We start from the raw sequence: 23,876 nt of genomic DNA on the forward strand, positions 1-23,876 counted from the left end.
GCAGGAGGTCGTTATCTTAAGTTATAAGTATTGTGATAAGCGTCACATATATTAATTGTTAACGTTAACATTAGTGATTAACATCACAATTAATAGGTGATTTTGTGGTTTGTAATTAATGTTAACCTTAACATTTCATCAGGATAATTTTTGTTAGGTGATGAAATATGAATCGTGGTTCAAGAAAGTATTATGCCTCTTTGAGTGCATTATTGTTTTTTTTCTTTTTCACCTGGTCATCAACATTTTCTGTCGTTGCAATCTGGCTGCGTAAATATGTTGGTTTAGATGGCGCAGATACTGGGGTTATTTTCTCTTGTATTTCGATTGTGGCGCTTTGCGCGCAACCACTTTATGGATTCATGCAGGATAAATTAGGGTTACGAAAAAATTTACTATTATTTATTGCAGTATTACTGATTGCATCAGGGCCATTTTTTATGGTTTTTGGGACGTTGCTAAAATGGAATGTATTTTTAGGCAGTGCAATTGGTGGCTTATTTATTGGTATGACCTTTCACGCAGGGATTGGGGTGCTTGAGTCTTATACAGAGAGGGTCAGCCGATTACGTAATTTTGAATATGGTAAAGCGAGGATGTGGGGCTCATTGGGTTGGGCGACAGCTACCTTTTTTGCCGGGCGTAACATTAACGTGAACCCTGATTACAATTTTATTATGGCAACTGTTTCAGGCCTATTATTTTTAGTTATTCTATTGAAATTAAAAACGGCAAATACGGATGCTTATAATAGCCTTGAACATGGTAAACCTTCTACGATAACCGTGAAAGACGCTCTACAATTGTTTGTACAACCTCAATTTTGGGCTTTAATATTATTTGTATTAGGAACCTGTATATACAGTGTATATGATCAGCAATTTATGGTGTATTTTGCTCATCAATTTCAGAATGAACAATTAGGTAATGAGATGTACGGTTATCTAAACTCATTGCAGGTTTTCTTGGAAGCAGGGGGGATGTTTTTAGCACCATTTATCGTCAATCGGATAGGTGCTAAAAATGGGTTATTATTTGCGAGTTCAGTGATGGCGTTACGCATTATTGGTTCAGGCTTAGTTGATGGTGCAATTATGATATCGATAATGAAATTACTGCATGCCGTTGAACTCCCGATTCTTTTAGTCGCGATTTTTAAATATAACAGCCTTCATTTTGATAAACGTTTGTCATCGACACTTTATTTGGTTGGCTTTAGCTGCATGAGCTCTGTAGTTGCAAGTATTTTATCGCCATTAGCTGGCTGGGGATACGATCAAATTGGTTTTGCTCATACTTATCTCGTCATGGGGGGATTTGTGATTATTACGACAATATTATCTGCATTTTGTCTCAGAGGTGACGGGACAGGTAATCAAGAAATCGGAAGTAAAGATCAGAGAAATAAGTTTGATAAAGATCACTCTGATAATTTGGTCGTTAAAGTATAAAGTGAAATCAAGTTTCAGCGGAATAATTTGATAAATATGCGAAACGGGCTTGTAACACGATAGGATTAGAATGTATTGTGTTAATAGATAATGCGTTTTGAATATTGACTAGAGGGTTTTAAACATGGACAACGCTAACAAGCCGTCTTTCCAAAATGTTCTGGAATTTGTGCGTATGTTTCGTCGCAAAAATAAAATTCGTCGTGAAATCACCGACAATGAGAAAAAAATTCGTGATAACCAGAAGCGTGTTTTGCTACTGGATAACTTGAGTGAATATATAAAACCAGGCATGTCGATTGAGGATATTCAGGCAATTATTGCGAACATGCGTAGCGATTATGATGATCGTGTTGATGATTATATTATCAAGAACGCTGAGCTTTCCAAAGAGCGCCGTGAAATATCTAAAAAACTCAAAGAAATGGGTGAATTGCCTCGCATCGATGTAAAATAATCAACTTATAAAGCCGAGATAATCTCGGCTTTATTGTTTTTGAGTTATTATCATGAAGGTTTGTTGTTATAAATTTAGTTTATTAACTTGTTTGATTAATGCAGTTGCTAATCTTTCCATTTCATTTTCTGCAATAAATCCCATCGTCACTGCGGCAGCAATAAGCTGACCTTCGCCATTAAATACAGGACAAGCAATAGATTGCGCTCCGGGAATACCTTCTGTTGGTTGGTAACGGATAGCATAACCTTGTTGGGTCACTTTATTAATTTCGTCTTGTGAATAGGAATTAGAGCCAAATTGGCCATCAAATGCTGAATAAACCAGCCCTGCCGCACTTTTTACGACAGGCAATGGCGTGTTAGGTAAAAAGTCAATTTCAATATTTTTAAAGCTACGATTATATTTAACCAAAGAAAGTGCTTTCCCTAAGCGGGTGGCAACACCTGTTGAGACATTTTGTTCATCACGAAATTGAATCAAAGCATTATTAATAGTGTCGATATAAGAGTCTTCAGGTTTAACAAAATTGGCTAAGAAGGTTAAATTTCGGCCTAAGCCATAACGGCTAGTTTGAATGTCTTGATACAGCATTTGTGTACGGCATAGTGAAACAAGATATTTATGTAGCCGACTTTTTGATATCTCACAGCCTTTTGAAATATCCGCTGCGCGCGCAATACCTCCATTCTGAGCAATATAATTTAAAATGCTTACGGCTATATCAACAGAATTAACACCTTGCAGAGTAGACATACATAAACCACCTAAATTTAACAAGTTTGGGTATTTTACCATGAGTTGCCTTGTGCTGCTAACGACCCGACGTGACAAACAAATAATCCGAAAGCGGTAGTACGTTATTACCTATAAATAGATAGAATTATTGATGCTACTCAAGTTCACTTTTGGTGAATAGAGTATATATATAGTGAACTTTAAAAAGCAATGTCGAGGTTTACTATAATGAAAACTATAAATTCACTACGTTTGAAACGCCGAACTCTGCTCAAAGGGCTTGGTGTTGTGGGGTTGGCGAGTATTGCTCCCTGTTCTTATACACAAGAAAACAGCAATCAACCCTTACCTAAGGTGCGACTAAAATTGTCGGACTACAAAACATTTCGGTCAACTTGTGCAATGGAGTGTTTACATTGCAACCTAACTGCATATACCTATCAAGGTAAGCTGATGAAAATACAGGCGACTGAAGGGTTTAATGTCAAATGTTGCTTGCGAGGTATGAGCCGGACTAAATGGGTCTATCATGAGCAACGCATCAAAACCCCATTACTGCGAGTCGGCGAAAAAGGTAAAGCGGAATTCAAACCGATAAGCTGGGATGAAGCGCTGGATCTTATCGAAAAAAATATCAGAGAAACCATTGATAAATATGGTAATGAAGGGTTATTTATTTCCACGCATGCAGGGAATATGGACTCTATCAAGAATGATATGGGAAAAGCCTTTTTTGATTATTTAGGCGGAGCAACGAAACAGGCGGGTTCATTGTGTTGTTCAGCGGTAACAGCAGCGATGATCCCAATGCTAGGTTTAAGGTATGCAGATACCCGAGATACGATAGCCGACAGCCGCTATATCTTGTGTTGGGGAAATAACCCTGCTGTTACCATGCAAGCCTATTTTAAAAATTATAACCAAGCGAGAAGAAATGGTGCTCGACTAGTGGTTATTGACCCGCGCTATAGTGAAACCGCGGCAAAAGCAGACGAGTGGGTCCCGATTATTCCAGGGACGGATACGGCTTTGGCATTGGGAATGATCAAAATCATTATTGAAGAAAACCGAATAGACGAAAACTTCCTTAGAACACATACAGGCGCTGTTTATTTAGTTGACACCAATCAGAAACAAGTTAGGCAAAATAATGACGATAAGGACAGTTATTTAGTTTTCGACATATTAAGCAAACAATTAGTTCGTCATGATTCATCGGGTATTAAACCGGCACTATTCCAACATGAACTTCCTGAAGATTTGGGGTATACCACGGTTTTTGAGCAAATTTATCAACAAGCTAAACCATGGGATGTTGCTCGAGTCAGTGAAGAAACGGATATTCCAGCGGAAACTATCGTACGTCTTGCTCGAGATTACTCATCAATAACACCTTCAATGATTGTGCAAAATATGTCAGGAGCACAGCGAACTGAGCACGGTGCTTATGTTGCAGGAAGTCAATTCTACCTTGCATTACTCACTGGTAATATCGGTAAACGAGGGGCGGGGGTTTGTGATGCCGGTGGAGCTCGGCAAATGGCTAACTTTAGTCCAATCGTTCCTCCTGCTCCGAATGTGAAAAATATTCCACCTATTCCGGTGGCGAAAGTTGGCGATTTTATCGTCAATGAAAAGCCGCATCCGATTAATTTTTGGTGGATTATGACAATGGGGGTTATGACCCAATTACCGAATACTAACAAGGTTCGGGAGGCTCTGAAGAAAGTTCCATTTGTGGTAGTGGCTGATAATCTCATGAGCTCAACAGCGTCATATGCAGATTTAGTCCTACCTGTTACAACGATTTTTGAAGATACAAGTTTGATGGCGGGGGTACGTAGCCAATATGTTCAATTAATGGAACAAGCCGTCGAACCTGTTGGTGAAGCAAAACCCGATTATTGGATTTTCGCCCGGCTAGCAGAGCGTTTCGGCTTTGGAGATGTATTCAATAAGCCAATAGAACACTACATTGATGCCTGTTTAGTCGGTTCAGGCATCACTCGTCAAATGTTAGAAAAAGGCCCAGTACGTCCCGTAGAAGGAGACTGGATTCCTTTCAAAGACGGTATTTTTAGAACATCGACTAAAAAAGCGCACTTGTTTGTTGAAGATTGGCAAAAGAAAAACTTTTCGCCTGTCGTCGCTTACTATCAAGTGACTGAATCTGTTAAAGGTTCACCTGAATTAGCCAAAAAGTATCCATTAATGGCGGTTCAGCGCAAGTTAGCGCGAAGTGTGCATTCAAGTCATGGAATGAATGAATGGATTCTGGAAGTACAACGAAACCAACCGAATGTTTTAATTCACCCCGAAGATGCTAAATCTAGAGGCATTAAAAATGGGGAATGGGCAATCACCTTTAATGACCGAGGAGAACACAGAGCCATTGCTGTTGTGACAACGCATATTAAAAAAGGCGTGATTTCACTGGATAACGGCTGGTGGGAGCAGCAGGGGGGAAGCAGCAGTCATGTCACGAATGACCAAGTTGAACATTTGGGAACAGGGCACTGCTGTAATAGTACGTTAGTTGATGTCAGAAGGGAGGCGTAATCATGGTTAAGCAATATGGTTTTTTGATAAATACAAAAGATTGCTATGGTTGCCGTACTTGTTCAATGGCCTGTAAATCCGAAAATGTCACCCCACCAGGGGTTTTGTGGCGTCGAGTTCGCGAATTTAATGATGACTCACCGAATGCCCAAGCATTTATTACGATGTCTTGTAATCATTGTGATGATCCTCAATGTTTGAAAGTCTGCCCTGCTGACACCTATACCAAACGGGCGGATGGCATAGTCGTTCAAGACCATGAAAAATGTATCGGTTGCCAGATGTGTATCATGGCTTGCCCATATCATGCTCCTGTTTTTGATCCTGCCGAAGGGAAAACGAGCAAGTGTAATATGTGCGCAGAACGGTTAGATGAAGGGCTACTACCAAGGTGTGTGGAGTCTTGCCCGACGGGCGCTATTGAGTTTGGTGATATTACCGAGCTACGTAAAAAGCACACGACAAATTGGGCGGTACTGGAGCAGCGCTATAATATGCCCGATCACACAATTAGTAATCCAAATATTGTGATTATTGGGATGGAGGACTAATCATGGATATTAAACATATGGAACTCCCTCTGGTATTTTTTACAGTGATGAGCCAGTGGGGGATCGGGGCAGTTCTCGCATTAACTATTTACCAAATGAAAGCCAGTCAAGAGTCCCTATTATCAGGGCCTGTATTGCGTCGAGCAGTGCTATTGATATGGTTGATTGAAGTTATTGGCTCATCGATGTCAATGGGGCATTTAGGTGTGCCTCTTGAAGCATACCGTTCCGTTTTGGGGTTAAGCCATTCATGGTTAAGCCGCGAGGCCGTGACATTTGTATTATTAAATGGCGTTGTCACGTTATGGGCTCTATCTTGCTGGTTGCAACCCACAGTAAACATGCGCAACACGATATTAGGCTGGGTAAGTGGGATTGGAGGATTAGCCGCTATACTTGTCACGGCACAAGTCTATTATCAAATGGTCGCTCACCCATTATGGCATACTCCGGCAACACAAATCGCATTTATAGGCAGTGCAATTGTCCTTGGTTTTAGTCTAGTGGCCTTATTTGTTATTGGGCAAGGAAAGCCATTACCATCGTCAATTAAAGTCGGTGTGCTTATAGGCGTTGCATTGGTATTAATCGCGCAAATCATTCGCCTGCAATTACCTGCAAGCCAAGGTGGAAGCTATTTGCTGTGGTGGCAAGTTGTGATGAGTATGCTATTGCCTTGCATTGTGGCGATGAAAGGATATAAGAAACCGCCATCGGCGATTTTAATTGCCTTAGTGATATTAGCCATATTTAGCGGTGAATTAGCGGGTCGTGCCTTGTTTTATGGAGCGGTTATGATCCAAGCTCCTTGGTTCTAAAAATCCTCGTCATATTTCGGCCTGTCGCGTTGTTGGCGTCGCACACTCGCCCTAGTCACATACTTATGTATGCTCCTAGGGCCTCGTTTAGCTTGCCGCCTAGCGACAGACCGAACTATTTAGAGGATTATGTAGGTTTTTTTGTCGATATCAGAATTCGGCCTGTAGTGTTGTGTATGGGTTCTAGTTATATGCTTGGGGGTACGTTTAGCTAATGTGCTTATTCAAAAGCACCATTCATCAGTTTGATAATAGGGTCCGAACGCTTATAGCTGTTGATTAGAGGAACTAGGCGTTTGAAATGTTCGCTGGCACAGTGAATATCGAGCGCTTCTTGATTCGGCCACTCCTCGATAAAAATAAAGTGCCCAGGATCTTTTTGGTCAACGTAAAGGTCATAACTGATACACAATGGTTCTTGTTTAGTTGCAGCGACCAATTCACGGTATAGCGGCATAACAATCTCAATCGCTTCGCTTTGAATAAAATCTTCCGCAATGACTTTTAACATATATTTCCCTTTTCTTTATAAAATAACTGTGTATAAACACAGCAATACAAACACAAATTCGTTGAGAGCTCAATGTAAAAAACTGGCGAGATGATGAGTTTTTTTTAATTAAAAAATTTATTATTCATGAAATGTATTGTAATAAAAAAGCCTTGATAGTTTCCTATCAAGGCTTCTGTGTTTTAAAACTATTTAGTTTTAGTGACTAGATGGTTTTGCCATTGCAGAGGTTGCTACGTTTGAAGCAACATGACCACCTGCGCCGCCTTTACCTTCAAAGGTTGAGGCTTCACGCTGATACTCAGTGATCTCAAATGGTGCAGCAGCACTTGCAGGTGCGGGCGCTTTTGTCATTGGAGAATAAGCATGACGTTTATGTAAGCTGACCGCTGGGCTGCTTGCTACCGTTGCTGGTTCAGCTACGGCAACAGGTTCGATAACTTCCTCGACACTGACTACCTCGGCTGATGCCGTGACAGAAACTTGAGGAAGTTGTATTTCTTCAACGACTTCATTGACAATAACAGGCGTTGTTTGTTCGTCCGCAATAGAAACGCTTTCAACTACTTCTGTTTGAGCTATTTCAACCTGTGGCTCAATAACTTCAGCCACTATTTCTACAGTCTCTTTTACAGCTTCGACGGTTTCAATTTCTTGCGAAACATCAGTTTTCTCTTCGACAACAACTGGAGTTGGTTCGACAATGCGTTCAACAACTGTTGCTTCGTTAACTAATGGGGTTTCTTCTACATTAACCATTTCTGTAGCGGTGTCTTGTACCTCGTGTTTAACCTCTTCAGCCACGACTGGAGAGACAATTACGTGGCTTTGTGACGCGGTAACATTTGAGGTTTCAGCTACAGAAGCTTCATTAACACTTTGTTGTTCAAGCATTTCTTCATTGGTGATGATTGCCATGCTTTCTTGTTGAGGCTGAGCAATCGGGTAATGAATAAATACTTTGCCAGACGCAAGCTCTGGTGAGGCAACGGCAGCGATTAATGGCATTGGTGATTTAGTTAAATGGCGCTCATCACGGTAGCGACGACGACGTTGACCACTGACACGCAAGTGACGAGGTGAACGACGAGAACGGCGTGGAATGATGGTGTCTTGTTTTTCTTCACCATCAACTTGAGCCACGGCTTCTTGACGCTCTTCAGTTTGTACTTCACCTTCAGTTTGGTTCACAGATACCGTTGGTGCAGGTAATGCTGCAACTGGCTCAGTGGTTACTTCAGGTGCCGTTTCAACAGGAGTAATGATTTGCTCGCTATCAGTAACACGGATTTTTTGTGCTAATTGGCGACGTTGACGACGTGGGGCAACCGGACGTTGTTCTTCTTCCTTTTCCACCGCATCTTCGACATGACTTTGCTGAGCATCTTGTTGAGTTTTGGCCACTTGCTGTTGACGTTTTTCGTCTTGGCGACGACGACGCTCAGCACGTTGTTCGCGACGTTGCTGCTGGTTGTCACGATTGTTAGACTCAGTTGCTTGCTCATCTTGCTGGCTCGTATTTTTATTATTACGGCCTTTATTACGAGTGTTCGCATCATCCGATGACGTATTACGGTTATTGCGATTATCACGGTTGTCACGATTATCGCGTGTTTCATTTTCATCGCGATCACGACGATTATTATTACGGCGATTATTATTGCGACGATCATTGTTACGGCGGCGGTCATTATTATTGCGGTTTTTCGGCGCTGGTTTCTCAACCACTTTTTCTTCTTCACCAAATAGGTTCTTGAAGAAAGCCGCAATTTTGCTGAACAAACCTGGGGATGCAGGTTCAGTTGCCACTGATTTTACTGGTGCTTTTGTTGCAGTTTCTTTTGGCTTCACTGTAGACATGTCTACAGGCTCTTGCAGTGCAAAAGCTGAAATTGCAGGTTGCTCAGGGATTTTGCGCTCAGCGGTAGTCTCGTCACTTTGTGTCAAAGTGACGGTTTCGTGATATTGAGCTAAGTTATAGCTTAAAGTATTTACCTCTTCACCTTTACGAATGCGGATCACATGGAAGTGAGGCGTTTGCATTTGGTCATTAGGGACAATCACAACGCGAACATGGCTTTGGCGTTGTTCGATATCACTAACGGCTTTACGCTTTTCATTCAATAGGTAAGATGCAATTTGTACAGGAACAATGGCATGCACTTCGTGAGTATTTTCTTTCAGTGCCTCTTCTTCGATAAGGCGAAGAACAGACAGGGAAAGTGATTCGTTATCACGAATGGTTCCCGTTCCTGAACAGCGAGGACACACGTGATGGCTGGATTCACCTAACGATGGGCTCAAGCGCTGACGTGACATTTCTAATAAACCAAAACGAGAGATGCGTGCAATTTGAATGCGAGCACGGTCTTGGCGTACAGCTTCACGTAAGCGGTTTTCTACTTCACGTTGATGCCTAACTGGCGTCATATCGATAAAATCGATAACAATCAAACCACCTAGGTCACGTAGACGTAATTGACGTGCAATTTCATCAGCCGCTTCTAAGTTAGTATTGAACGCAGTTTCTTCGATATCGCCACCACGTGTTGAACGTGAGGAGTTGATATCGATAGCGGTCAGAGCTTCAGTGGTATCAATAACTAATGCACCACCTGATGGCAAACGAACTTCGCGTTGGAACGCAGATTCGATTTGTGATTCAATTTGGTAGTGGCTAAAAAGTGGAACATCGCCACTATAGTGTTTGATTTTGCTTGCAAAATCACCACGACCGATAGCTTCGATATGGTTGCGTGCCATTTCGACAACTTTCGGGTTATCTATTAGGATCTCACCGATATCTGGGCGTAGATAATCACGGAATGCACGAACAATAACGTTACTTTCTTGGTGGATTAAGAAAGGTGCAGGGCGGTTTTCAGCGGCTTTTTGAATCGCTTCCCAGTGACGTAAACGGTAAAGCAAATCTTGTTGCAGTGATTCTGCAGATTTACCCACACCCGCGGTGCGAACGATTAAGCCCATGCCATCTGGAATTTGTAAAGAAGACAGCGCTTCTTTTAGCTCAGTGCGGTCTTCGCCTTCGATACGACGTGAAATGCCTCCCGCACGTGGGTTATTTGGCATTAAAACGAGGTAACTTCCTGCCAAGCTAATGAAGGTGGTTAATGCGGCACCTTTATTTCCACGCTCTTCTTTATCCACTTGAACGATAACTTCTTGGCCTTCTTTTAACACATCTTTAATGTTAGGACGGCCTTGGGAGTGATAGTTGCTTGGGAAGTATTCACGAGCGATTTCTTTGATAGGAAGGAAACCGTGTCTTTCAGCGCCATAGTCAACAAAAGCAGCTTCAAGACTAGGTTCGATACGAGTGATTTTACCTTTGTAAATATTGGCCTTTTTTTGCTCATGACCGGGACTTTCAATATCCAAATCATAGAGACGTTGCCCGTCAACAAGGGCAACACGCAACTCTTCCTGTTGAGTTGCGTTTATTAGCATTCTTTTCATGTTATTACTTACTCATTATTTTCTTTTAAATAAAGAGCAGCGAAAGAAAGAGCTACTGTAAACCGATGGCCTCGTGATTTTTACAAAACCGTCTGCCTCGCGGCAGTCGTTCGTATAGAGACGCGCAGTATTCGGTGAACCTGATTTTTAGATTAAAAATTCAGCGTTCTTAATCAGGATGCCGTATGTTATTAAAGAAAACGGAAGTTCCTAACCCAATAAGCCAAAATTCGTTGCTCGCTAATTTATTTGATGTTGCTAAATGTCTTACGCCATTGCTGCACTGTTACGCCATCAAATAAGAAATCCTATAAAACGTTAACTTTCGTTTTTTAAACATCTTAGCAACTTCATATTATTCCATTGCCATAGGCATTATAGCAAGTCGATACGGAAGTTATATGGAAATTTTATTTAGAAATAGGATAAATCATGCAGAAAATAACCAAATTAAAAAAAAAGATAAAAAATTTTGTGGAGTCGGTATGATAGGGAAAGCGAATAAGAGCATATTTTAATCAATTAGAGTTAACGCATTCCCGAATGAATACACAAAATCAAGTTCAATTTATTGACATCAGCGATGACGAAGCTGGGCAACGTATCGATAACTTTTTGCTCACTAAACTTAAAGGTGTACCAAAAAGTATGATTTATCGCATTATCCGCAAAGGGGAAGTGCGTGTTAACAAGGGGCGGATAAAGCCTGAGTATAAATTAGTCGAAGGGGACCAAGTCCGCGTTCCTCCCGTTAGGGTTGCTGAACGGGAAACTGCGCAGGTTTCAGCTAAACTGGATAAGGTCGCTGCATTAGCAAATTGCATTTTATTTGAAGATGACGTTCTCTTAGTTCTGAATAAACCATCTGGCACAGCCGTTCATGGTGGAAGTGGTTTAAGCTTTGGTGTTATCGAAGGCCTGAGAGCTTTGCGACCCGAAGCGCGTTTCCTTGAATTGGTTCATCGTCTTGATAGAGACACATCAGGTATTTTATTGGTGGCCAAAAAACGCTCAGCACTCCGAGCGCTACATGAACAACTGCGTTTGAAACAAATGCAAAAAGATTATTTAGCACTCGTAAGAGGTAATTGGCAGTCCCACATGAAAGTTGTTCAAGCTCCTTTACTGAAAAATATTCTACAAAGTGGTGAACGTGTCGTGAAAGTGAGCAGCGAAGGGAAGCCATCAGAGACACGCTTTAAAGTGGAAGAGCGTTTTGATAATGCAACTTTAATAAAAGCGAGCCCTGTCACAGGGCGTACGCATCAGATTCGTGTGCATACTCTCTATGCAGGGCATCCTATTGCATTTGATGACCGTTATGGTGATAAGCAATTTGATAGCCAACTGGCCGGAACAGGTTTAAACCGCTTATTTTTGCATGCGAGCGCACTGAAATTTACACACCCTAAAACGGGTGAAGAGATGCGTTTGCAAGCTCCATTAGATAACCAATTGAATCACTGCCTAAAAATATTACGTAGTCGTAAAGCAGAAAAGTAGGTCATTTAATTAACTGGCAGGTATTTCCTGCCAGTTAACTGATTAATTATCAAACAATGGGCTAACTTGGTGTTGTCGTAACATTTCAAGTAATAGAATAAGTGGAAGCCCCACTAACGTATTGGGGTCACGCCCTTCCAAACGTTCAAATAAGCTAATCCCTAATCCCTCTGATTTAAAACTTCCAGCACATTGATAAGGCTCATCTTTAAGTAAGTAATTAGTTATTTCGGCGTCAGATAGTGATCTAAAATGAACGTGAAACAATTCACACTCGACATTAAACTTACCTGTTTCAGTATCGAGTAAACATAGGCCAGTATAAAAAGTGACCTTATTGCCTGACGCAGATTTAAGCTGTTGAAAGGCATTATCAAAATTATGCGGTTTGCCCATAATTTTATTTCCAATTACACAGACTTGGTCAGAACCAATAATCAGGTGCTGAGGGTATTTAGCAAAGAGTGCGTTGGCCTTTTCATGAGATAAACGCATGACTAAAGCCTGAGCGGACTCATTCAATATGGGCGATTCATCAATATTGGGAGCCACTGCTAAAAAAGGCAATCCCAGTTTTTTTAGTAGGGCTTGCCGGTATGGTGAAGTTGACGCCAAAATAATCGATTTCATGATTTTTCTCGAAACTCGTAGCCAAAAGGGTTAACTCATTTTAAACTATAAAACGTAAAACCTACGGTTTTTTGGTGAAAAGGCGAGTTTACCCCGCCTTTTTCTTTGACTATAGCTCATTACAAAGTTAATATGCGCGCCTTATGCAAAAGGTAAAATTACCCCTGACTATCGATGCGCAGCGTGCAGCTCAGAAAAACCTCGACTATGTTGGGAGTTATACATCTGAGCAAGTTACACGAATTGCCGAATCAGTAGTCAGTGTAGATAGTGATGTAGAAACCGAATTATCATTTAAAATTGATAATCAGCGTTTGACTGTCATCGAGGGGAAATCCCAAGTGGATGTCACCTTACAATGCCAACGTTGCAGAACTGATTTCAAACATCATGTCTACGTATCGTATTGTTTTAGTCCTGTCGTCAATGACGAAAAGGCCGAAGCATTACCGGAGCTCTATGAACCGATTCAAATTGATGAATTTGGTGAAATAGATTTGCTGGGAATGATAGAAGATGAAATAATTCTATCCTTACCAGTGGTTCCGGTTCATGATTCTGAACACTGTGAAGTGTCCGAAGCGGACATGGTGTATGGTGAACTGCCTCCTGAGGCAGAAAAACCAAACCCATTTGCCGTATTAGCCAGTTTAAAGAAAAGTACTTAAGGAGTAAGGTCAATGGCCGTACAACAGAATAAACCAACTCGTTCAAAACGCGGTATGCGTCGTTCACATGATGCACTGACTGCTACCCTAGTTTCTGTAGATAAAACTTCCGGTGAAACTCACCTGCGTCACCATGTGACTGCAGATGGTTACTACCGTGGCCGTAAGGTTATCAACAAGTAATTTGTTGTTACCTTGGCTAATCTAACCATCGCGTTAGATGCTATGGGCGGGGATGTTGGTCCCCGCGTCACGGTGCCTGCTGCATTGCAGGCACTGGCATCTAATCCAGCACTCAAATTACTGCTTGTCGGTCAACCCGAAGCCATTCAACCTTTGCTTGCACAACAAAGTGCTGAGCTAATTTCGCGCGTCGAAATTATTCCTGCTGACGGCATTATCGCAAACGATGCAAAACCATCAAACGCGATAAGGCAAAGCAAAGGAACGTCGATGCGAGTGGCTTTAGAGTTAGTGAAGACAGGGCAGGCACAAGCGTGCGTGAGTGCGGGGAATACGGGTGCGCTGATGGGCTTAGCGAAATTAATGCTAAAGTCTATAGAGGGGATTGAGCGCCCAGCGCTAATGACAATCCTACCTAATCAGCAAAAAAGTCAAACAGTAGTGCTAGATTTAGGCGCTAATGTTAACTGTAGTAGTGATATGCTAGTCCAATTTGCCGTAATGGGTTCCGTGATGGCTGAAGAAGTGGTTAACATTTCTAAACCGAGAGTTGCGTTACTGAATATTGGCGAAGAAGAGAGTAAAGGGTTGGATAATATCCGCGAAGCCGCCTCAATATTAAAAGAAACGACATCAATTAACTACATTGGTTATGTAGAAGGTAACGAGTTACTGACAGGTAAAACCGATGTGTTAGTGTGTGACGGCTTCGCAGGTAATGTCTCATTGAAGACAATGGAAGGTGTAATACGCGTCATCCTTTCATTGATAAAATCGACCGGCGATCAACATAAAAAAAGCAGTTGGTTTATGCAACTGGCGAAAAAATGGTTAAAAAAACGTTTAATGAAACGTTTTGGGGACATGAACCCCGACCAGTATAATGGTGCGACTCTGTTAGGATTAAAAGGTATTGTCATCAAGAGTCACGGTGCAGCGAATGAAGGCGCTTTTAAAGCGGCTATTGACCGCGCAGTACAAGCTGTTGAAAAACAAGTCCCAGAAAGAATAACAGCGCGACTAAATATTGTTTTACCCAGGAGTGATCAATAACCTATGGCTATGTACAGTAAAATCTTAGGAACAGGCAGCTACTTACCAGCACAAGTACGTACCAATGCTGATCTGGAAAAAATGGTTGATACTTCTGATGAGTGGATTGTGACACGCACTGGCATACATGAAAGAAGAATTGCTAACGAAGAAGAAAGTGTTTCAGTGATGGGTTTTCATGCGGCCAAAAATGCGCTGGACATGGCACAAGTCGATGCAACAGACATTGGTTTAATTATCGTCGCAACCACATCAGCAACTCACGCTTTCCCTAGTGCAGCTTGCCAAATCCAACAAATGCTTGGTATTCAAGATTGTGCGGCATTTGATGTCGCAGCTGCATGTGCAGGTTTTACTTATGCGATTAGTATTGCTGATCAATTCGTTAAAACGGGCATGACTAAAAAAGCATTAGTTATTGGTGCAGATGCATTATCTAAAACATTAGATCCCGAAGACCGTGGCACAATTATTTTATTTGGCGATGCGGCAGGGGCTGTGGTTATTGGCGAATCTGAAGAGCCGGGTATCATTTCGACGCATTTACATGCAGATGGCCGTTATGGTGATTTACTCACATTACCTAATCGTAGCCGTTGCTCTGAAGACCCTGCCTATTTGACCATGACAGGTAATGAAGTCTTTAAAGTTGCAGTGCGTGAATTAGCGCATATTGTTGATGAAACATTAGCACAGAGCGGCATTGCCAAAGAAGAACTTGATTGGCTAGTTCCACATCAAGCAAATTTAAGAATTATTTCTGCGACGGCGAAAAAATTAGATATGACGATGGATAAAGTTGTTGTCACATTAGACCGTCACGGTAATACTTCTGCAGCATCAGTTCCTACAGCGTTGGATGAAGCGGTGCGTGATGGCCGTATTCAGCGTGGTCAACTTGTGCTTTTAGAAGCCTTTGGTGGTGGTTTCACTTGGGGCTCTGCATTGGTTCGTTTTTAATTAACTGAGAAAATAGACATGACACAATTTGCTATGGTATTTCCCGGACAGGGTTCTCAGTCTTTAGGTATGTTAGCGGCACTAGCTGAAGAAAATCAGCTGGTTGAGCAAACATTCGCTGAAGCATCGGAAGCATTGGGTTACGATCTCTGGGCGTTAGTACAAAATGGGCCAGAAGAAGAATTAAACAAAACATGGCAAACACAGCCTGCGTTATTGGCAGCTTCTGTGGCTATTTTCCGTGTTTGGAAAGACAAAAATGGCGCAATGCCAATGATGATGGCAGGTCACAGCCTTGGTGAGTATTCTGCTTTAGTTTGTGCGGGTGTTATCGACTTCAAACAAGCGATTAAACTGGTTGAATTGCGCGGAAAACTCATGCAAGAAGCCGTTCCTGAAGGAACTGGTGCGATGTATGCCATTATTGGTTTAGATAATGAATCAATTGAAAAAGCTTGCCAAGAAGCCGCTCAAGGCCAAGTGGTTTCACCAGTTAATTTTAATTCACCAGGCCAAGTCGTCATTGCGGGTGAAAAAGCGGCAGTCGAACGTGCGGGTATCGCATGTAAAGAAGCGGGTGCAAAACGCGCATTACCATTATCTGTTAGCGTCCCTTCTCATTGTGCATTAATGAAGCCAGCTGCTGATAAATTAGCCGAAGCGTTAGAAAAAATTGATTTTTGTGAGCCAGACTATCCAGTTATTAACAATGTTGATGTTAAAATTGAGAAATCGGCACAAAATATTCGTGATGCTTTAGTCCGTCAACTGTATAATCCAGTACGCTGGACGGAAACAGTAGAATTAATGGCAGATCAAGGTGTTGAACATCTTATTGAAGTAGGTCCAGGGAAAGTATTAACTGGTCTTACCAAGCGAATTGTCTCTAATTTAACTGCCGTCGCAGTCAATGATCCTGTATCATTAAGCACTGCTTTAGAAAATAGCTGAGGACGACATGAGCTTTGAAGGAAAAATTGCACTGGTAACAGGCGCGAGTCGTGGAATTGGTAAAGCGATTGCTTTAACATTAATTGCTCGTGGTGCTACTGTTATCGGGACAGCAACCAGCGAAAAAGGCGCAGAAGCCATTACCGCTTATCTTGATGGCAGAGGTAAAGGTTTAGCATTAAACGTGACTGATGCAGCATCAATCGAAGAAACTTTGACCAAAATCCGCGAAGAATTTGGTGAAATTGATATTTTGATTAATAATGCAGGTATCACTCGTGATAACCTATTGATGCGTATGAAAGAAGATGAATGGCAAGATATTATTGACACCAATCTTTCATCCGTTTACCGTTTGTCTAAATCCGTTTTGCGTGCCATGATGAAAAAACGTTGTGGACGTATTATTTCAATTGCATCCGTTGTCGGTGTGATGGGAAATGCGGGGCAAACTAACTATGCAGCAGCGAAAGCAGGGTTAATTGGTTTTAGCAAATCATTGGCTCGTGAAGTCGCTTCTCGTGGTATTACTGTCAACGTCGTTGCACCTGGTTTTATCGAAACTGATATGACTAAAGCATTGACAGATGAACAGCGTGCAGGCATTTTATCTCAGGTTCCTGCGGATAGACTGGGTGATGCACAAGAAATTGCCAGTGCTGTAGCGTTTTTAGCTTCTGATGAAGCTGCTTACATCACAGGTGAAACATTGCATGTCAATGGTGGCATGTACATGATCTAAAGAAATGATGGAACTATTTGCATTTTTAATGTTATCTAACGCTAAATAATGCAAAATAATAGTTCCAACAGCCGGGATTGGGTTGTATCTTTTCCTGTATTTCATAAACTACGAAAACCATCGCGAAAGCGAGTTTTGATAGGAATTTTAATAGTATGAGCACTATCGAAGAACGCGTTAAGAAAATCATCGTTGAACAACTGGGTGTTAAAGAGGAAGAAGTTGTAAATACAGCTTCATTTGTTGATGACTTGGGCGCTGATTCTCTTGACACAGTTGAGCTAGTTATGGCTCTGGAAGAAGAGTTCGATTGCGAAATCCCTGACGAAGAAGCTGAAAAGATCACAACAGTACAGGCTGCGATTGACTACGTCGAGAACGCATCTAAATAATTGTACGAAAACTTATCTAGGCGATCACTCGATCGCCTATGTTCCTTTTGTAACTTTTCCCTCCTTGGAGGAAATACGTGTCTAAGCGTCGTGTAGTCGTAACCGGACTGGGCATGTTATCTCCTGTCGGCAACACAGTTGAGTCATCATGGAAAGCTGTTTGTGACGGACAGAGTGGTATCAGCCTAATCGATCATTTTGATACTACTAACCACGCAACTAAATTTGCTGGCTTAGTAAAAGATTTCAATTACGAAGAATTTGGCATCTCTCGTAAAGATGCAAAGAAAATGGATCCATTCATCCAATATGGTATCGCTGCTGGCTTTCAAGCCTTTAAAGATGCTGGATTGGAAGTAACAGAAGCCAATGCTACTCGAATTGGTGCAGCGATTGGTTCTGGTATTGGTGGGTTAGGCTTAATTCAGGACAACTGTGAGTCATTACTGCACGGTGGGCCTCGTAAGGTAAGTCCATTCTTCGTACCATCGACCATCATTAATATGGTGGCTGGTCATTTAAGCATTATGTACGGTTTCCGTGGTCCAAGTATTTCAATTGCAACTGCCTGTACATCAGGTGTGCATAATATTGGTCATGCAGCTCGTATGATTGCTTATGGTGACGCCGATGTAATGGTTGCAGGCGGCGCTGAAAAAGCGACTACACCACTTGGTGTGGCTGGTTTCGGTGCAGCGCGTGCATTATCGACTCGCAACGATGACCCGCAAGCGGCAAGTCGCCCATGGGATAAAGACCGTGATGGTTTTGTTCTGGGAGATGGCGCAGGTATCATTATTCTTGAAGAATATGAACATGCGAAAGCACGCGGTGCAAAAATTTATGCTGAAATTGCAGGTTTTGGGATGAGCAGTGATGCTTACCATATGACATCACCACCTGAAAATGGTGCGGGTGCAGCACTTGCAATGGAAAATGCACTAAATGACGCAGGAATCAAAGCGAGTGACGTGGGGTATATCAATGCTCACGGTACTTCAACTCCTGCAGGCGATTTAGCAGAAGCGCAAGCAGTCGTTAATGTATTTGGTGAGGGCACAGATGTATTAGTCAGCTCAACTAAATCAATGACTGGGCACTTACTTGGTGCTGCAGGTGCTATTGAGTCAATCTTCACTATTTTGGCATTGTGCGATCAAATTGTTCCACCTACCATTAATTTGGATAACCCAGATGAAGCGTGCAAACTGGATTTTGTTCCAGGTGAAGCACGTAAAGTGGATAACATGGAGTATGCTCTGTGTAACTCGTTTGGTTTTGGTGGCACCAACGGTTCATTAATTTTCCGTCGTTATCACGGCGAATAATTAATCTATTACCGTTAGTCATTAGCCCTAGTCACGTATTGTGGCTGGGGCTTTATTTTGCCCAGTTCTTTGCACAGTTCTTCGCTTTAGTTTATGATAATCCCACTTGATTACTGTCTGATTTATCAGCTTTTATTATAAGTATTATCAATGTCATATTGGGTTAATGGGCAGCTTTGCCAGCAAATAAGTGTTACTGATCGCGCAGTCTCTTTTGGGGACGGCTGCTTTACGACCATACATGGCGTTAATCAGCAAGCTAAAATGTTAAATGAGCATATTGCTCGGTTAAAGCACGATAGCCAAAGATTGAAAATTGCTCAGCCAGATTGGGAATGGTTGGCAGAGCATCTAAAGCAGGTTTGTGCAGAACAGACTCAAGACGAATTTGTGGTCAAAGTGATTATTAGTCGCGGTGCTGGTGGTAGAGGATATAGCTCTAAAGGTTTTACCTCGCCGACGGTGATAGTCAGCGTTTCTCCTTTCCCGAATAATTATGTCCAATTACAGTGCAAAGGGGCTAACCTCGTTCTCAGCCAAATTCTATTGGCTCGTAACCCATTGCTAGCAGGGATGAAACACCTCAACCGCTTAGAACAAGTCCTTATTAAGCAAGAGGTTGATGAACTTAATGCAGATGAAGCTATTGTGCTAGACACCGACGGTATTATTGTTGAATGCTGTAGTGCTAATGTTTTCTGGCGAATTGGTCAAACAGTGTATACCCCAGTTTTATCTCATAGTGGTGTGAATGGATTAATGAGACAAAAGATAATATCACTGTTACAAGATAGCCAGTACCATCTTCAACAGGTGGAACGCTTTGCTAACGTCTTAACTCATTGTGATGAAGTGGTTATTTGTAATGCGCTGATGCCAGTTTTACCGGTACAAAGTATTCAAATGGATAAACAACTTCCACCATTACAATTTGCGTCTCGTGAGCTGTTTGAGTATCTATTTTTGCGTTGCAAAATTTAGTTTTTATAAATGAATTAATTGTTACCAACACACGCATTGAAATGGTCAATAAATGAAATTAGCCAAAAAAATTATTCTAATTGCCGTTACCTTGGCTGCTATTGTCGCAGTCGCGGTCTATTGGCAATATCGTCAAGTACTGGACTATGCCAAAACGCCTATCAATATCACACAAGAAAAAATCTTCACAGTACCTGCGGGAACTGGGCGTGTCGTATTTGAAGGGTTACTTATAGAAGATAACATTCTTGAAAAAGGGAATGAATTTCAATGGTTACTCAAACTACGGCCTGAACTGGCTCAGCTAAAAGCAGGAACTTACCGCCTGCAACCGGGTATGAATGTGGAACAACTACTACAATTAATTGTAAGTGGTAAAGAAGCACAATTTTCGATCCGTTTTATTGAAGGTAACCGTTTAAGTGATTGGGGTAATATTTTACGTGATGCTCCTTACTTAGAGCATAAAACTACCAACTTAACCCCGACAGAACTGCATGCCCTGATTGGGTTTAACGGAGAAGGGACTTTAGAAGGGTGGCTATATCCTGATACCTATTTATACACAGCGGGGACAACAGACGCTGAAATTTTAAAACGTGCTTATAAACGTATGCAAAACAGCCTTGATGAAGAGTGGAAAGGGCGTGATAGAGATTTACCCTATAAGAATGCCTATGAAATGCTTATTATGGCTTCGATTATTGAAAAAGAAACCGGTATTGATAGTGAAAGAGCCCAGGTTGCATCCGTATTTGTTAACCGTTTAAAGAAAAATATGCGTCTACAAACCGACCCAACCGTCATCTATGGGTTAGGTGAAAAGTATCGTGGTAAAATTTATCGTAGTGATTTAGATAATTACACACCATACAATACTTATAAGATTGATGGTTTGCCACCAACACCGATTGCAATGCCGAGCCTTGCATCGTTAAAGGCTGCCGCACATCCGGCTAAAACGGATTACATATTCTTTGTCGCAGATGGTAAAGGTGGGCATACTTTTAGTCGTAATCTAAACGACCACAATCGTGCCGTTAAAGTTTACCGCCAATTTGAACAGCAAAACTGATAAAAATGAAAAACCAATTTATTGTTATTGAAGGACTCGAAGGCGCTGGTAAAACAACTGCAATCAATACGGTTGTGGAAACGTTGAACCAAGCAGGGATCACAGATATTGTCTTTACCCGCGAGCCTGGTGGAACGCCATTGGCAGAGAAACTCCGTGAGCTGATAAAGCAAGGTATTGCAGGTGATAAAGTCACGGATAAGGCTGAATTGCTGATGTTATATGCAGCCCGTGTACAACTGGTTGATACGGTGATCCAACCTGCATTAGCGGCCGGCAAATGGGTGGTCGGTGACCGTCATGATTTATCTTCCCAAGCTTATCAGGGGGGGGGGCGTGAAATTGATCGTCATTTGATGCAATCATTACGTGACTTAGTGTTGGGCGATTTCAAACCTTCATTAACCTTATACCTTGATTTACCTCCTGAATTAGGTTTACAACGTGCAAGGTCACGGGGTGAGTTAGATAGAATTGAAAAAGAATCGTTAGCCTTTTTCGAAAGAACACGCAGCCGTTATCTTGAGCTGGCTGCGGGTGATGAAACGATACTCACTATTGATGCCAGCCAAAATATTGAGCAAGTACAGCAAGATATTCGCCAAACGTTGACGCAATGGTTAGTGCGTGCTTGATAAACCACATAAGGTATTAATCCCATGAATTGGTATCCTTGGTTAAATGAACCTTACCGACAAATCATTACTGCGTACCAAAGCGGTCGAGGCCACCACGCGTTACTGCTTCACTCAATACCGGGAAATGGGGCACAAGCACTATGCTATGGAATTAGTCGTTGGCTTATTTGCCAAGAAAGAGACGGGCTAAAAAGCTGTGGGCAATGCCACAGCTGTCGTTTGATGCTCGCGGGTAATCATCCTGACTATCATATTATTGAAGTAGAAAAAGGGAAGTCTACTGTTAGTGTTGATGCGGTTAGAAAATTGATTGAAACCTTGAGTCGCCATGCTCAACAAGGCGGCAACAAAGTGGTGTATATTCCACAGGTTGAAGCATTGACAGATGCAGCAGCTAATGCGTTATTGAAAACATTGGAAGAGCCAGCAAAGGATACTTACTTTTTACTTGGAAGTGATAAACAAGAGAATTTGCTTGCGACCATTCGCAGCCGTTGCCTAAGTCATTTCTTACCTGCTCCCGATCCACAAATAGCACTTTACTGGTTGCAAAAGCAAAAGCCGGGTATTGCTGTTGAGAATGCGATAACGGCATTAAAAATATGCCAAGGTGCGCCACTTTCTGCGCTAGCCTTATTGGATGAACAACGCTGGCAAAAACGTAATGCACTATGCCATAGTTTAGGCCATGCATTGCAAACGGGGGACATGTTGAGTTTGCTGCCTAGTTTGAATATTGATGAAGCGCCTGATGCCTTAAATTGGCTACTTAGCTTATTGGCGGATGCTATTAAAATTCAACAAGGGGCTGGGGCTTTTTGCATCAACCAAGATCAGCAATCTCAAGTTCTGCAATTAGCTGGTGCTATGAATCGAACACAGTTAATAAATATGTATGATAAGTGGTTATATTGCCGCCATCAATTACTGACAGTTCCTGCACTGAATCAGGAACTGATTCTGACAAATCAATTATTACAATGGGAAGCTTCGTTGTCTCTCCCTACATTTTAAAAAGAGTTAAATATGTTTGTTGTTGATTCACACTGTCATCTCGACTGTTTAGATTATGAAAAATTACATACGAATGTCGACGATGTTATCGCAAAGGCTTCGGCCCGTGATGTCCGCTTCATGTTAGCTGTTGCTACAACGTTGCACGGTTTTGAAAGCATGAAAAAAATGATTGGTATGCGTGACAATATTGCTTTTTCATGTGGTATTCATCCTCTCAATTTAGACGAAGGATATGATTTCGCACGACTCGCACAATTAGCAGCAGGAAATGAGGTTGTTGCGCTAGGAGAAACTGGGCTGGATTACTATTATCAGCAAGAAAATGCCGCGTTGCAGCAAGAGTCTTTTCGTCAGCACATTCGCATAGGTCGTGAAGTCAATAAACCCGTCATTGTGCATACTCGTGCGGCACGAGAAGACACCTTATCTATTCTACGCGAAGAAAATGTGATGGACTGTGGCGGGGTATTACACTGCTTTACTGAAGATAAAGATACGGCTGTTGAACTACTCGATTTAGGTATGTATATCTCATTTTCAGGGATCGTCACATTTCGTAACGCAGAGCAAATTAGAGAAGCCGCCCGTGTTGTTCCTTTAGACCGAATTTTAGTCGAAACTGACTCGCCATATTTGGCTCCTGTTCCTCATCGTGGGAGGGAAAACCAACCCGCGTACGTCCGGGATGTTATTGAGTATATGGCGGTGCTAAAGGGGGTTAGTGTTGAGCAACTCGCTGAAATCACGACACAAAACTTCAATCGTTTGTTTCATTTAAATGTTGGCACAAATAACGTATAAATTAGTTCACTAGAACGATTAAATGACTAAGGAAATTGAAATGGCAGAAGAAACGATTTTCAGTAAAATTATCCGTCGCGAGATCCCAGCAGACGTGGTTTACCAAGATGAACTTGTCACCGCATTTCGTGACATTTCGCCACAAGCACCTTCTCATATTCTTATTATTCCTAATAAATTAATTCCAACTGTCAATGATGTTACTGTGGATGACGAACTTGCATTAGGTCGTTTGTTTACTGTTGCAGCGAAAATAGCCAAAGAAGAAGGTATTGCAGAAAATGGCTACCGTTTAATCATGAACTGCAATGAACATTCAGGGCAAGAAGTGTTTCATATCCACATGCATCTAGTGGGTGGTCGCCCATTAGGGCCGCTATTGGCGAAATAAT

Annotated in this window: 24 protein-coding genes; 20 read left to right on the forward strand and 4 right to left on the reverse strand. The window is 41.9% G+C overall.

Annotated features, from left to right (window positions below):
- Positions 1 to 167: 167 nt before the first annotated feature.
- Both M1F17_RS09225 and tmaR read left to right on the forward strand, forming a co-directional pair.
- The gene (locus M1F17_RS09225; protein ID WP_004253175.1) at positions 168 to 1,451 is read left to right on the forward strand and encodes an MFS transporter; all 1,284 of its coding nucleotides are present in this window, start codon (positions 168 to 170) and stop codon (positions 1,449 to 1,451) included.
- Positions 1,452 to 1,575: 124 nt separating this feature from the next.
- Positions 1,576 to 1,908, forward strand: coding sequence for a PTS system regulator TmaR (gene tmaR, locus M1F17_RS09230; protein WP_004253179.1), 333 nt, complete (start codon positions 1,576 to 1,578; stop codon positions 1,906 to 1,908).
- A gap of 66 nt (positions 1,909 to 1,974) precedes the next feature.
- Here the strand turns inward: tmaR and M1F17_RS09235 are convergent, their stop codons facing one another.
- Entirely contained in the window at positions 1,975 to 2,664 is a 690-nt protein-coding gene (locus M1F17_RS09235; RefSeq protein WP_318837409.1) for a helix-turn-helix domain-containing protein, read from the reverse strand.
- A 210-nt stretch (positions 2,665 to 2,874) separates the two neighbouring features.
- Between M1F17_RS09235 and M1F17_RS09240 the strand changes: the two genes are divergently transcribed.
- From M1F17_RS09240 to M1F17_RS09250, 3 genes are read left to right on the forward strand one after another with little or no spacing between them, the layout of a single operon-like run.
- Positions 2,875 to 5,205, forward strand: a complete 2,331-nt coding sequence (locus M1F17_RS09240; protein WP_164455538.1) for a molybdopterin-dependent oxidoreductase — start codon at positions 2,875 to 2,877, stop codon at positions 5,203 to 5,205.
- A 2-nt stretch (positions 5,206 to 5,207) separates the two neighbouring features.
- Entirely contained in the window at positions 5,208 to 5,756 is a 549-nt protein-coding gene (locus tag M1F17_RS09245; RefSeq protein ID WP_172412196.1) for a 4Fe-4S dicluster domain-containing protein, read from the forward strand.
- 2 nt (positions 5,757 to 5,758) lie between these two features.
- Positions 5,759 to 6,574, forward strand: a complete 816-nt coding sequence (locus tag M1F17_RS09250) for a dimethyl sulfoxide reductase anchor subunit family protein (RefSeq protein WP_112307904.1) — start codon at positions 5,759 to 5,761, stop codon at positions 6,572 to 6,574.
- A gap of 220 nt (positions 6,575 to 6,794) precedes the next feature.
- Here M1F17_RS09250 and M1F17_RS09255 read toward each other — a convergent pair whose 3' ends face one another.
- Together M1F17_RS09255 and rne are read right to left on the reverse strand one after the other, a co-directional pair.
- Complete coding sequence (locus M1F17_RS09255) at positions 6,795 to 7,085, reverse strand: putative quinol monooxygenase (RefSeq protein WP_004253191.1); 291 nt, start codon at positions 7,083 to 7,085, stop codon at positions 6,795 to 6,797.
- Between the two features lie 198 nt (positions 7,086 to 7,283).
- The gene (gene rne / locus M1F17_RS09260; protein ID WP_166184462.1) at positions 7,284 to 10,562 is read right to left on the reverse strand and encodes a ribonuclease E; all 3,279 of its coding nucleotides are present in this window, start codon (positions 10,560 to 10,562) and stop codon (positions 7,284 to 7,286) included.
- A 543-nt stretch (positions 10,563 to 11,105) separates the two neighbouring features.
- Between rne and rluC the strand changes: the two genes are divergently transcribed.
- Positions 11,106 to 12,065 carry a 23S rRNA pseudouridine(955/2504/2580) synthase RluC gene (gene rluC / locus M1F17_RS09265; RefSeq protein WP_112308293.1) on the forward strand — a complete coding sequence of 320 codons (960 nt, stop codon included), beginning with the start codon at positions 11,106 to 11,108 and terminating at the stop codon, positions 12,063 to 12,065.
- 42 nt (positions 12,066 to 12,107) lie between these two features.
- On the opposite strand, the gene M1F17_RS09270 is transcribed toward rluC, so the two are convergent.
- Positions 12,108 to 12,695, reverse strand: coding sequence for a Maf family protein (locus M1F17_RS09270; protein WP_094960423.1), 588 nt, complete (start codon positions 12,693 to 12,695; stop codon positions 12,108 to 12,110).
- Positions 12,696 to 12,838: 143 nt separating this feature from the next.
- Between M1F17_RS09270 and yceD the strand changes: the two genes are divergently transcribed.
- The 14 genes from yceD to hinT all read left to right on the forward strand — a co-directional run bounded on the left by yceD (position 12,839) and on the right by hinT (position 23,875).
- A complete protein-coding gene (gene yceD, locus M1F17_RS09275; RefSeq protein WP_004253206.1) occupies positions 12,839 to 13,363 on the forward strand; it encodes a 23S rRNA accumulation protein YceD in 525 nt (174 codons plus the stop codon).
- A 12-nt stretch (positions 13,364 to 13,375) separates the two neighbouring features.
- Positions 13,376 to 13,546 carry a 50S ribosomal protein L32 gene (gene rpmF / locus M1F17_RS09280; protein WP_004253223.1) on the forward strand — a complete coding sequence of 57 codons (171 nt, stop codon included), beginning with the start codon at positions 13,376 to 13,378 and terminating at the stop codon, positions 13,544 to 13,546.
- Between the two features lie 12 nt (positions 13,547 to 13,558).
- Entirely contained in the window at positions 13,559 to 14,599 is a 1,041-nt protein-coding gene (plsX, locus tag M1F17_RS09285) for a phosphate acyltransferase PlsX (RefSeq protein WP_094960424.1), read from the forward strand.
- 9 nt (positions 14,600 to 14,608) lie between these two features.
- A complete protein-coding gene (locus M1F17_RS09290; RefSeq protein ID WP_094960620.1) occupies positions 14,609 to 15,559 on the forward strand; it encodes a beta-ketoacyl-ACP synthase III in 951 nt (316 codons plus the stop codon).
- Between the two features lie 18 nt (positions 15,560 to 15,577).
- A complete protein-coding gene (fabD, locus tag M1F17_RS09295; RefSeq protein ID WP_094960425.1) occupies positions 15,578 to 16,510 on the forward strand; it encodes an ACP S-malonyltransferase in 933 nt (310 codons plus the stop codon).
- Between the two features lie 7 nt (positions 16,511 to 16,517).
- Positions 16,518 to 17,252 (forward strand): 3-oxoacyl-ACP reductase FabG, encoded by a 735-nt coding sequence (gene fabG, locus M1F17_RS09300; RefSeq protein WP_094960426.1) that lies wholly within the window; start codon positions 16,518 to 16,520, stop codon positions 17,250 to 17,252.
- Positions 17,253 to 17,407: 155 nt separating this feature from the next.
- Entirely contained in the window at positions 17,408 to 17,644 is a 237-nt protein-coding gene (gene acpP / locus M1F17_RS09305) for an acyl carrier protein (RefSeq protein WP_004253236.1), read from the forward strand.
- Positions 17,645 to 17,721: 77 nt separating this feature from the next.
- Positions 17,722 to 18,972: a beta-ketoacyl-ACP synthase II gene (fabF, locus tag M1F17_RS09310; protein WP_071585850.1), complete on the forward strand. Its 1,251-nt coding sequence runs from the start codon at positions 17,722 to 17,724 to the stop codon at positions 18,970 to 18,972.
- Positions 18,973 to 19,122: 150 nt separating this feature from the next.
- Positions 19,123 to 19,953 carry an aminodeoxychorismate lyase gene (pabC, locus tag M1F17_RS09315; RefSeq protein ID WP_144140197.1) on the forward strand — a complete coding sequence of 277 codons (831 nt, stop codon included), beginning with the start codon at positions 19,123 to 19,125 and terminating at the stop codon, positions 19,951 to 19,953.
- A gap of 52 nt (positions 19,954 to 20,005) precedes the next feature.
- Positions 20,006 to 21,028 (forward strand): endolytic transglycosylase MltG, encoded by a 1,023-nt coding sequence (gene mltG, locus M1F17_RS09320; RefSeq protein ID WP_094960428.1) that lies wholly within the window; start codon positions 20,006 to 20,008, stop codon positions 21,026 to 21,028.
- 5 nt (positions 21,029 to 21,033) lie between these two features.
- On the forward strand, positions 21,034 to 21,663 hold the full coding sequence (tmk, locus tag M1F17_RS09325; RefSeq protein WP_094960429.1) for a dTMP kinase: 630 nt from the start codon (positions 21,034 to 21,036) through the stop codon (positions 21,661 to 21,663).
- A 24-nt stretch (positions 21,664 to 21,687) separates the two neighbouring features.
- Positions 21,688 to 22,680, forward strand: a complete 993-nt coding sequence (gene holB / locus M1F17_RS09330) for a DNA polymerase III subunit delta' (protein ID WP_094960430.1) — start codon at positions 21,688 to 21,690, stop codon at positions 22,678 to 22,680.
- Between the two features lie 12 nt (positions 22,681 to 22,692).
- Positions 22,693 to 23,484 carry a metal-dependent hydrolase gene (locus tag M1F17_RS09335; RefSeq protein ID WP_004253269.1) on the forward strand — a complete coding sequence of 264 codons (792 nt, stop codon included), beginning with the start codon at positions 22,693 to 22,695 and terminating at the stop codon, positions 23,482 to 23,484.
- A 40-nt stretch (positions 23,485 to 23,524) separates the two neighbouring features.
- Positions 23,525 to 23,875, forward strand: coding sequence for a purine nucleoside phosphoramidase (gene hinT / locus M1F17_RS09340; protein WP_036957623.1), 351 nt, complete (start codon positions 23,525 to 23,527; stop codon positions 23,873 to 23,875).
- Position 23,876: the final 1 nt, after the last annotated feature.

The organism is Providencia sp. PROV073 (assembly GCF_033688125.1).
Lineage (GTDB): Bacteria > Pseudomonadota > Gammaproteobacteria > Enterobacterales > Enterobacteriaceae > Providencia > Providencia hangzhouensis.